This window comes from Micromonospora sp. NPDC048986, assembly GCF_040649335.1.
Taxonomy (GTDB): Bacteria; Actinomycetota; Actinomycetes; order Mycobacteriales; family Micromonosporaceae; genus Micromonospora; species Micromonospora alfalfae.
The window spans coordinates 1-10,379 of sequence record NZ_JBEZFJ010000028.1; the positions used below are offsets into that span (position 1 = coordinate 1).

The window sequence follows — 10,379 nt, forward strand, 5'->3', positions numbered from 1 at the left end:
CACCCGCCTCTGTGTCGGGACTTCGGCGCCGGCCCCGCCCCGGCCCCCCCCCGGCGCGGGGGGGCCCCCCCCCCCCCCCCCGCCGGAGGTGTCAGGCCGTCGCCCGCTTCGGAAGCTTCCACCCGGGGCGGGGGAAGTGGCAGGTGTATCCGTCGGGGTAGGTCTGTAGGTAGTTCTGGTGCTCAGGCTCGGCCTCCCAGAAGTCGCCTGCCGCGGTGACCTCGGTGACGACCTTGCCGGGCCACAGTCCCGAGGCGTCGACATCGGCGATCGTGTCCTCGGCAACCCGCTTCTGCTCGTCGCTGGTGTAGAAGATCGCCGAGCGGTAGCTGACGCCGATGTCGTTACCCTGGCGGTTCTTCGTCGACGGGTCGTGGATCTGGAAGAAGAACTCGAGCAGCGCGCGGAAGTCGGTCTTGTCGGTGTCGTAGACGACCTCGATGGACTCCGCGTGCGTGCCGTGGTTGCGGTAGGTGGCGTTCGGGACGTCGCCGCCGCTGTAGCCGACGCGCGTGGAAACAACGCCGGGCTCGCGGCGGAACAACTCCTCCATGCCCCAGAAGCAGCCGCCGGCGAGGATTGCCTTTTCGGTGGTCATGTCGTCTCCATGCCTGTGGTCGCGCCAGTGTTGGTGTCACTCGTGAACAGGGTGCGGTATTCGCCGTACCCTGTGTTTTCCAGGTCGTCGAGGTGGACGAACCGCAGCGACGCGGAGTTGATGCAGTAGCGCAGTCCACCCTTCTCCGCGGGGCCGTCGTTGAAGATGTGGCCGAGGTGGCTGTCCCCGTGCAGCGAGCGAGCCTCAGTCCGGATCATCCCGTGACTGGAGTCTCGGCGCTCGACGACGTTCGTCTTCGCGAGTGGCGTGGTGAAGCTCGGCCAGCCGGAGTTGCTGTCGTACTTGTCGACCGATGCGAACAGCGGCTCGCCGGACACGACATCGACGTAGATGCCGGGCTCATGGTTGTCCCAGTAGGCGTTGGCGAACGGTCGCTCGGTGCCGTCCTGCTGGGTCACGCGGTACTGCTCCGGGTTGAGCCCCGAAACGGCCTCCGGGTTCTTGTGGTACTGGGTCTGCTGGGGCACAGCTCTCCCTTCCCGGCCTTGCGGCGTATGGCTGCGGAGCCAGGTGCAGCGCTCCTGGGCACGCTAGGTACAGACGCTCTCCGGGGCGATGGTATTCCCACAGCCTGCACCGATCCTGGACTAGAGAGTCCCCAAAAGGACTCCAGTCGATGGCAGATCGTTGGCTCACCCACGCGGCTGAACTGGCAACTTCTGCAAACGCAACACTATTCCGACGAACCAAAAGTGGACTTGACAGACCAGTTTCGGCGCGACTAGCTTCGGAACGTCCGACGGGCGCAGCCGGCAGCGACGGCCAGCCCGACCTGCCCGTCGGCGTCGAGTCCGACAAACGTCCCCGCCAGTCCCGGCAGCATCCCCGCGGCCCAACCGCCACCGATCAGCGTGGTGTGCGCCGGAGCCGAGGCTTGGCGCCGCCGATGCGGGGAAACCGAGACGTGCTCCTCGTGCCAACGCGGACGAGGGCTGGATACAAGGAGGTGTCTGATGAAGGCGATCGTGGTGACGGACGAGGCTGCGGGAACGGCCGGGATGAGGCTGGCGGAGCGGCCTGACCCGGAACCGGCCCTCAACGACGTCGTCGTCCAGGTTCATGCCTCGGGGTTCGTCCCGACCGAGTTGGCGTGGCCCTCGACCTGGACCGATCGCCTCGGCCGTGACCGGACGCCGTCGATACCCGGGCACGAGCTGGCCGGAGTGGTCACCGCTCTCGGGTACGGCACGACGGGACTGTCGGTGGGACAGCGGGTGTTCGGCCTCACCGACTGGACCCGCGACGGCACCCTGGCGGAGTATGTGGCAGTCGAGGCACGCAACCTCGCGCCGCTGCCCGGCGACGTCGACTTCATCGTGGGCGCGAGCCTGCCGATCTCTGGCCTGACCGCCTGGCAGGGGCTGTTCGAACACGGCCGCCTTCAAACCGGACAGAGCGTCCTCGTGCACGGCGCGGCCGGCGCGGTCGGTTCGATGGTGACGCAGCTCGCCCGTGAGTTCGGCGCCTACGTCATCGGCACCGGACGCGCTGCCGACCGTCAGAAGGCGCTCGACTTCGGCGCGCAGGAGTTCGTCGACCTCGAGAACGACGCGCTCGAAGCCGTCGGTGGAGTTGATCTCGTCTTCGACGTCATCGGCGGCGACATCGGGAAGCGCTCGGCAGGCTTGATTCGAGCCGGAGGAGTCCTGGTCTCCGTCGTCGGGCCGCCCGAGGTGCGGCCTGCGGACGGCCTGGCGATCGACTTCGTCGTGCTGCCTGACCGTGCCCAACTGGGAGAAATCGTCCGGCGGGTACGGGACGGGCGACTGCGGACGCACATCGGCACCGTCGCGGACCTCGACGACGCCGTCTCCGCGCTCAACCCGACCGAGCGGATCACCGGGAAGACCATCATCCGCGCTCACTCGTAAGGACTCGAGGAGAACGACCGGTCCCGCGCTCCGCTCAGCGAACACACCACGCCGGCCAATTCAGCAAGGCCGACCTCAGCCGCGACCACGCGTGTTCAATGCCCCCGCCCGGCGGAGTGCGACCGAGGAAATGCCGGGTCCAGAACGTCGGCATACTCCGGATGAGCATTGACGAATGCTGTCGCGAACGGGCAGGTCACGGCAGCGGTCTTTCCTTGCCTGCGCAGATCGTCGAGGACGGCGCCGATGAGCCTGCTCGCTACGCCCTTGCCCCGGAACTCGGGAAACACGGACGTCGCCGACAGTACGACGCGGCTTCCCACCTCGCTGTAGACGAGCCCGGCGGCCGTCTGGCCCCCTACAGCGGCCTCGTAGATGCCGCGCGCGCTGTCGTTGGTGATGACGATGTCTCCCGCGTCGGGCGGGGTGGTTACCGGCAGGTTCGAGCCACCCGAGTCCTGCTCGGCGTTGGTCAACGTGACCATGTCCTCAGCGTTGTTCGCCATCTTCGCTCCTGACTCTCGTTCCGACCCGCTTGTTCGGATTCTCGGTGGTGCTCGACGCGGTCATCCTCCGCTGGGTCCGAAGCGCTCGGTGCGGATGTTCCCGGGGTTGTGGCCGATGGCCACGAGGAGGTCGGCAACGGTCTCGACGAATCCGGTGGGCCCGCAGACGAAGGCGACAACATCGGCAGCACCGGGCCAGGTGACGCGGGCGAGGGTGTCCGCGTCGAGTCGTCGAGGCGGGGTCGGCCAGCCAGGGGGCGCGATCCTGGTATAGACGTGGGTGACGGCGACAGGAGAATCGCCCGCGGCCTCTGCGCTCGCAAGATCCGCCGTGAACAGGGCATCCGACGGGGATCGGGTCGAGTAGATCAGCCTGGTGGGAGCCGTCGCCGCACGGACCATCGACATCAGGGGCGCCACGCCGGATCCGCCGCCGATCAGCAACGCCGGGCGCGGATCACCAGGTCGGCGTACGAACCAACCGCCGAGCGGCCCACGGATCTCGAGCTGGTCACCCGGCTCCGCAACATCGACGAGATACGGCGAGACCTCACCGTCGGGCACCGTCTGGACGGTCACCTCGAGGCGGTCGGGCCCCGGGGCGGATGAGATCGAGTAGCTGCGGTACGCCGTGTAGCCGTCGGGAGCGGTCAACCGGACGTCGACGTGCTGGCCCGGCACGTGACGTGTCCAGCCGTCGACGTCGAGGACCAGGGTCCGCGCCGTCGCAGTCTCCGCGCGGGTGGCCGCGACAGTCGCCGGCAGCCAGGTCAGTCTGCCAGGTATCGCTGCTCGCGCCATGGGTCCCCGTAGTTGTGGTAGCCGGCCGTCTCCCAGAACCCGGGCTCGTCGTCGAGACGCAGTTCCAGAGCGCGCAGCCATTTCGCGCTCTTCCAGAAGTACAGGTGAGGAACGAGCAGACGAGCTGGCCCGCCGTGCACCGGAACCAGCGGCTCACCGTCGAACTCGTACGCCACCCAGGCCTGGCCGTCGACAAGGTCCTCAAGCGGGATGTTCGTGGTGTAGCCGCCGTAGGAGTGGGCGACGACGTACTCGGCGGCCGTCTCGACGTCGGCCAGCAAGGTGTCTATGGAGACGCCTCGCCAGCGCGTGCCGAATTTCGACCAGTGCGTGACGCAATGGATGTCCACTGTCGGTTCGTCGGCGGGAAGGGCGGTGAACTCCGTCCATGACCACGTGCTCCGCTCGCCGGTCTCGGTGACGACGGCGAGCTCCCAGGCGTCGAGCCCGATGCGCGGTGTGGGTCCCGCCGACAGCACCGGGAAGTCGTCAGTGCGGTACTGGCCGGGTGGAAGGTCGGTGTCGTCGCGTCTGCGGCCACCGAAGCCACGTGTGATCACCGCCATGCGCCTCTCCCCGAGTGGCGGCCGCGTGGCCGTGACCCCGCCGCCGCCCGTGCTATGAACTGGACCATACCGTCCAGACTAAGCCGATGTGGTGCCTGCCGGCAAACGACGCCGACCATGGGTTGGACTGGATCGTCCGTGGAGTCTCGGCGGCGACGGAAAGCCATCGGTGCCAGCCGACGTCGCGCAGCCGGACTCCGCGACGGTGGCTGATGCCTTGGTCGTCTCGTCCGGGGGCCGCCGATCGGTCGCCACCACACCGCTTGCCTGACGGGCGCGGGCTGCGCCGCCGTACGAGAACGCGTCCTCGGTACTGCCGCGGGAAAGCGACCGTCGGGCGGCTGACGCAGGTGTGGTCGGCGGTTGTTCGCCGATGTTGGCCGCCCGCCCCTGGCCGGGGTGGCACCCTGAGCACGTGGACTGGGCAGTGAGCCGGGGGAAGCTCCTCACCGGTAGCCGGGGTCGGCCGCTGACGGCGAACAGACCGGCGCCTCCGGCACCGTCGCGCCAGCTCCCCGTGCCGAATGAGGCAGTGGTACCGCCAAGCCGCCGGGAGGAGCACCCCGGCCAGCACGTACGGCGCAACCGCGACGCACTCGTCGAACCGGGCGTCCCGCCCACGCAGCCTAAGAGACCACCCCGACCGGTGCAGCGGTTTCAGCGCAAGGGGCTCTTGAGCACGTCGTCGCCCGGGCGGCTCGTCGTGCACCAGTCAGGACCGCCGACAGGGTCAGCGCTGACATTCGGCACCCAGCCGGCGGTACGCGGACAATGGGGCGATGAAGCGAAACGTGAGCCTGATGCGGTTGACCGGGACGCGCGCCGACGGCGCGGTGGCGACGGGCGCGGCGGCTACCGGCGCGAGGGCTGCTGGGGCGGCGTCGCTCGGTGCCCTCGCCGTGGGGGCGCTGGCCGTCGGGGCCGCGGCCGTCGGGGCGCTGGTCATCGGACGGCTGGCGATCCGTCGCGCGGTAGTGCGGGAGTTGCGCGTCGGCCGGCTGGAGATCGACGAATTGGTGGTGCACAGTCGAGCCACTGCCGAGAAATGACCCACGACGGGCGCCCGGAAGCGGGGCCCGTGGAGTGCGAACAGCACGTGCCGGCGGTGGAACGGTTCCGGTGCCGACCTTTCGAGAGCGAAGCGCTGGGCCCACCGGCTGGCGGTGGGCCCGGCGTCAGGACCCGTCAGCGGCCCTGTAGGCGCTTCACATTGTCGCCGAAGGTCCAGCCCTTCGACCCGTCCCAGTTCGCCGACCAGGTCATCAGGCCCTTCAGGCCGGGCACGGAGTTCCAGGCCTGCGTGACCAACGACGTGGACATGTAGCCGCCGCCCGCCCCGTTCTGCGCCGGCAGGCCCGGGACCTGCTTGTCGTACGGCACCCGGATGGTGGTGCCCTGGATGGTGAGCCCGTTGTTGAGGCACTGCGTCTGCACTGTGAAGCCCTGCACGGTGCCCGCCGGGTACGAGTCGCCGGCGCAGCCGTACATGCTGCCGTTGTAGTACTGCATGTTCAGCCACCAGAGCCGGCCGTTGTCCACGTACTTCTTGATGATCGGCAGGTACGAGCCCCAGATCGAGCCGTAGACCACGCTGCCGCCGGTGACGTACGCCGTCTCCGGTGCCATGGTCAGGCCGAAGTTCGACGGCATCCGGGCCAGCACGCCGTCGATGATCCGGATCAGGTTGGCCTGCGACGTGGACAGGGTGTTGATGTTGCCGCTGCCGGTCAGGCCGGTCTCGATGTCGATGTCGATGCCGTCGAAGTGGTAGGCAGTCAGGATCGGCACGATCGTCGCGACGAACCGGTCGGCGACAGCGGCGGAGCTCAGGTCGATGCCGGCGGCGGCCCCGCCGATCGACATCAGGATGGTGGCGCCGGCCGCCTTGGCCTGGCACATCTCGGCCGGGGTGGCCACCTTCACGCCGGCGTCCATGCCGTTCTCCCAGAGGACCGTGCCGTCCGAGCGGATGACTGGGAACGCCGCGTTGATCACGTTGTAGCCGTGCTGGGTGAGCCGGCTGTCGGTGATCGGGATCCAGCCGAGGCCGGGGTGGACGCCGTTGGAGGCCCCGTCCCAGTTCTCCCAGTAACCCTGCAACACCTTGCCGGTGGGCCGCGACTTCACGGCGCAGGTCCCACCGGTTGGCGGTGGTGTGGTGGGGGGAGGCGTGGTCGGTGGTGGCGTGCTGGGGGGCGGGGTCGTGGGTGGCGGCGTGGTGGGCGGCGGCGTGGTTCCCGAGCACGCGCCGAGGTCACGCCAGAGCGATGGGGTCGCTGCGGGGTTCCAGCCGGCGCCGGGGTGCGCGGTGTGGGTGACCAGCGCCTGGTAGAGCCGGCCGCCGTAGGTGACCTGGGCGCCCGCCTGGTAGGTGGGTCCTTCGGCCCAGGTGGGGGCGGTGCACGCGACCAACGGGACGGCGTTGGCCGAGGGCACGGCCGCCATGCTGCTCGGGACGAAGGCGACGGCGGCCGTGACGGTCATCGCCGCCCCGGCTACCACTGCGAAAATTCGACGGCTTCTCATGGCTCGCTCCCCAGGCTTCGACGACCCGCGACCTCCACATATTGACGTTCGTGAGAGTTAATATCAAGGGTTGTTTACAGATCCTGGGAAGTCGGGGGAGTGGCCGACTGGCCGACTGCGTGATCGTCAGGGGCGCTGGCGGCCGTCGCCCCGTCGAGCTCGAACAACCGGCGCCGCAGCCGCTCCGTTTCGGCAGGGCTGCCGTCGCGGAGGAGAGCGAGGGCACGCTGCCAGGCTTGCCGCGTCGCGTCGGGGTGACCCAGGCAGAGGTGACTCTCGCCGAGATGCAACAGGCTCTCGGCCTCCTGGAAGCGGTCGCCGACCTGCCGGGACAGTCCCAGGGCCCGATCGAAGCAGGACACCGCCCGGTCGTACTCGCCAAGGTGGTGGTGGATGTATCCGAGGCTGTCCCAGGTCTGAGCCGCAGCGGTGACGTTACCCAGCGCCTCGTGCAGTGTGAGGGCCCGCAGGCAGTAGTCCAGTGCCGTGGCAAGGTTGCCGAGTTGAGCGTGATCCCACCCGAGCGCGTTGAGCGCCCTGGCCTGGCCCACCTTGTGTCCCGCGTCGACGAAGATCGACAGGGCGCGCTCGTCCTCGGCGAGTGCCGTCCGTTGACGGCCCTGCAACTCGTACACCCACCCGAGGTAGAGGCGGGTGTAGGCGTGACCGGACGGCAGGTCGAGCTCCACGAAGAGCCTGCACGCGTCGCGAAGGCGGGTGACGGCTTCGTCGTGCCGACCCACCTGCACCGCAGCCAATGCCAGTTCCCGCAGCGTATGGGCCTGGCCGAGGGGATCTCGTCCATGCTTGGCCGCCCGCAGCGCGATGCGCTGGACAACGGCAAGATCCTGCCAGTACCCCTGTCGGCTCAGGAAGGTGGCGAGAGCCCAGGACAGTCGCCACGCCTGGCCGTCGTAGCCGGCGCGCGCGGCGTCCGCCACGATGGCGAGCAGCACCGGACGCTCCGCGTTCAGCCAGCGCAACGCGTCGGCCCGGTCGTGCAGACGCTCGACTATGACGTGCGGCGCCGCAGCGGGGAGGTCGATGGTGTCCCGGTGCGGATCGGTCAGCAGCGCGGCCGCGTGGGCCGTGTGCACGTAATGGTCGTAGAGGCGCTGTCGCGCGTAACGGTTGTCGTCGTCGGCGGCGGCCAACTCCGCCGCGTAGGCGCGGAGGAGGTCATGCGAGGTGTACCGGCCCGGGCCGTGCCCACTGACCAGATGCGCCCTGGACAGGTGCTCCAGAATCCGCTTCGTCGAGGTCACCGGCAGCCCGGCCAGACTGGCAGCGGCAGCGGCGCTGACATCAGGCCCGGGGTGCAGCCCGAGCAGTCGGAACAGCCGGGCGGGCTCCGGCCCGAGCGCCCGCCACGACCAGGACAGAACCGCCCGGACGTCAGCGGTGGGCTCCCCCGTGGCCAGCGCGTCCAACCTGCCTGGGCGGTCGATCAGGTCGTCGGCCAGGTCGTCGGGGGACAGGGCCCGATTGGTGCTCGCCCGAGCGGCGACGATGGAGAGCGCCAGGGGCAGGCCGGCGCACGATGCGACGATCTGCTCGATACGACCCGCCCATGCTGCCGTGCGTCCTCGTCCCAGCCGGCGAGCCAGCAGATCGAGTGACTGTTGAGTGCTCAACGGGTCCAGCGGCAGGGGATGGGCGCCCTCGGTGGTGAGCAGCCCCACGAGCTGATCCCGGCTGGTGATCACCACAAAGGAGTGGGATGCGGACCCGGGTAGCAGGGCACGAACCTGATCGGCGTCGCGTGCGTTGTCCAGCAACACGAGCATTCTCCGGCCGGCCATGAGGCTGCGGTAGAGGGCCGTCTGACCGTCCAGGTCGCGTGGTATCGACTCCGGCCGTGCCCCGAGCGCCTCCAGGAAGCCACGAATCGCCGTCGACACCGGCAGTGGCCGATTCTCGGGGGAGAAGCCGCGAAGGTTCACGTAGAGCTGGCCGTCCGGAAAACGGTTCAGGTGCTGATGGGCCCAGTGCAAGGCCAACCACGTCTTGCCCATGCCTCCGACGCCGGTGACCACCGCCGCCGCGCCGGGGGACGATGCGAGCCCGTCGCCCAGCAGCTCGGTGAGCCGGTCCAGCTCCCTCCGCCTGCCGACGAAGAGCGGTGGGACCGCAACCAGCTGACGTGGGACGGGAGCGGGCTCCGGGTCGCTCACGGTTCCGGTCGGAGGCGGCACGGCCGGCTGCGTCACGCTCGGGGCGGCGTGGCCGCTGGTACCCGGGCCGGTGGGGGCCAACGGCCCGGGACCGGTGCCGCGGCGGGCTCCGCCGACATTGTGAGGATCTCTGGTGAGCAGGGCCTGGTGCAGGGTCCGCAGCTCGTCGCCCGGGTCGATACCCAGTTCCTCGGCGAGGTGCTGCCGCACCGTGGCGTAGCGCTCGAGCGCCTCGGCGGTACGCCCCGCCTGCTGCAACGCCCGCATGAGCGACGCGGCGAGGGGCTCGACCAGTGGGTGGTCGTCCGCCAGCTCGCCGAGCCGAGCGATGACCGGATCCGGGTGATCGAGCGCCAGTTGGGCTTCCGCCCAATCGAGGGTGGCCTCGAGCCGCTGCCGGCGGCAGCTCTCGCGCACCTGCTGAGCCCATGAACCGCCCAGCCCGGCCAGCGGGTCGCCGCGCCACAGGCCGAGCGCGTCGTCGAGCAGCGCCGCTCGACGGTTCTGCGGCACCGCCGGCTGACGTGCCGCGTCGACCAGCCGCCGGAAGCGGTGCAGGTCGACCGCGTCGGGGTCGACGTCGAGAAGGTACCCGTCCGGACGCCGCCGCAACTGGGTGTGAGTCCCGGGCCTCGCCGCGAGTGGGGCCAGCAGTCGCCGGATCCGCATCACGTGCACGTAGAGGGCGTTGCGTGCGCCGGCCGGCGGATCCTGGTCCCACACGCGATCCACCAGCACGGGAACGGGTACCGGTCGACCGGCGTCGACGATCAGCGCGGCGAGGACGGCCCTCTGCTTGGGCGGCCCCAGATTCACGGACCTACCGGCAGAGACCAGCTCCAATGGACCGAGTATGCGGAACTGCGCCATGGTCCCCCGATCGCGAAGCGCAACCGCCGATTAGATTTTCATAAGATCATTCCACATACACCGGTCGCATGATTCCACCGTCCCGACCCGTAGAACGGGCCTCGTGCTCCATCCGGTGCACGCCGGCACGTTCTGCTCGACCGGAAGGAGTGCACATGTACCGGAAGTTGGAGGCGGCGGGGAGTCGCTTCCTCGCGCTGTTCGTGCCGACACTGCAAGCGGAGGCCGCCTGCGGTCCGCAGAAGACGGTGAACTACTCGTCCTGTTGGCAGTGTGAGGCCCCCTGCGGCTACTGGGCGAGGTGCAAGGCGATCTGCCGCGATGGCTGCGGTTGCCAGGTGACCACCTGCTACTGCTAGTAGCCGGCGTGGGGGGGGGGCCCCCCCCCCCCCGGGCCCCCCCCCCCCCCCCAAAAAAAAAAAAAACAAAAAGGTCGAAAAACACTC

At 69.4% G+C, this 10,379-nt stretch carries 10 protein-coding genes; 3 read left to right on the forward strand and 7 right to left on the reverse strand.

Translation table 11 applies throughout. The features are described 5' to 3' along the window. Positions 1 to 91 precede the first annotated feature (91 nt). Positions 92 to 598 (reverse strand): peptide-methionine (S)-S-oxide reductase MsrA, encoded by a 507-nt coding sequence (gene msrA, locus AB0B94_RS33080; RefSeq protein ID WP_357289853.1) that lies wholly within the window; start codon positions 596 to 598, stop codon positions 92 to 94. After that, a complete protein-coding gene (gene msrB, locus AB0B94_RS33085; RefSeq protein ID WP_357289855.1) occupies positions 595 to 1,086 on the reverse strand; it encodes a peptide-methionine (R)-S-oxide reductase MsrB in 492 nt (163 codons plus the stop codon). The genes msrA and msrB overlap by 4 nt, the downstream gene beginning before the upstream one ends. 486 nt (positions 1,087 to 1,572) lie before the next feature. Between msrB and AB0B94_RS33090 the strand changes: the two genes are divergently transcribed. Next, on the forward strand, positions 1,573 to 2,490 hold the full coding sequence (locus tag AB0B94_RS33090; protein ID WP_357289858.1) for an NADP-dependent oxidoreductase: 918 nt from the start codon (positions 1,573 to 1,575) through the stop codon (positions 2,488 to 2,490). 95 nt (positions 2,491 to 2,585) lie between these two features. Here AB0B94_RS33090 and AB0B94_RS33095 read toward each other — a convergent pair whose 3' ends face one another. From AB0B94_RS33095 to AB0B94_RS33105, 3 genes are read right to left on the reverse strand one after another with little or no spacing between them, the layout of a single operon-like run. Next, positions 2,586 to 2,996, reverse strand: coding sequence for a GNAT family N-acetyltransferase (locus tag AB0B94_RS33095; protein WP_357289860.1), 411 nt, complete (start codon positions 2,994 to 2,996; stop codon positions 2,586 to 2,588). 60 nt (positions 2,997 to 3,056) lie between these two features. After that, positions 3,057 to 3,797 carry an FAD-binding oxidoreductase gene (locus AB0B94_RS33100; RefSeq protein ID WP_357289862.1) on the reverse strand — a complete coding sequence of 247 codons (741 nt, stop codon included), beginning with the start codon at positions 3,795 to 3,797 and terminating at the stop codon, positions 3,057 to 3,059. Further along, entirely contained in the window at positions 3,767 to 4,363 is a 597-nt protein-coding gene (locus AB0B94_RS33105) for a molybdopterin-dependent oxidoreductase (RefSeq protein ID WP_357289864.1), read from the reverse strand. The genes AB0B94_RS33100 and AB0B94_RS33105 overlap by 31 nt, the downstream gene beginning before the upstream one ends. 779 nt (positions 4,364 to 5,142) lie before the next feature. On the opposite strand from AB0B94_RS33105, the gene AB0B94_RS33110 reads away from it, so the two are divergent. After that, complete coding sequence (locus AB0B94_RS33110; RefSeq protein ID WP_357289867.1) at positions 5,143 to 5,412, forward strand: hypothetical protein; 270 nt, start codon at positions 5,143 to 5,145, stop codon at positions 5,410 to 5,412. A gap of 136 nt (positions 5,413 to 5,548) precedes the next feature. Here the strand turns inward: AB0B94_RS33110 and AB0B94_RS33115 are convergent, their stop codons facing one another. Further along, complete coding sequence (locus tag AB0B94_RS33115) at positions 5,549 to 6,889, reverse strand: glycosyl hydrolase family 18 protein (RefSeq protein ID WP_357289869.1); 1,341 nt, start codon at positions 6,887 to 6,889, stop codon at positions 5,549 to 5,551. A 74-nt stretch (positions 6,890 to 6,963) separates the two neighbouring features. After that, positions 6,964 to 9,879, reverse strand: a complete 2,916-nt coding sequence (locus AB0B94_RS33120) for a BTAD domain-containing putative transcriptional regulator (protein WP_357289871.1) — start codon at positions 9,877 to 9,879, stop codon at positions 6,964 to 6,966. A gap of 209 nt (positions 9,880 to 10,088) precedes the next feature. Between AB0B94_RS33120 and AB0B94_RS33125 the strand changes: the two genes are divergently transcribed. Beyond that, on the forward strand, positions 10,089 to 10,292 hold the full coding sequence (locus AB0B94_RS33125; RefSeq protein ID WP_357289873.1) for a hypothetical protein: 204 nt from the start codon (positions 10,089 to 10,091) through the stop codon (positions 10,290 to 10,292). Positions 10,293 to 10,379 lie beyond the last annotated feature (87 nt).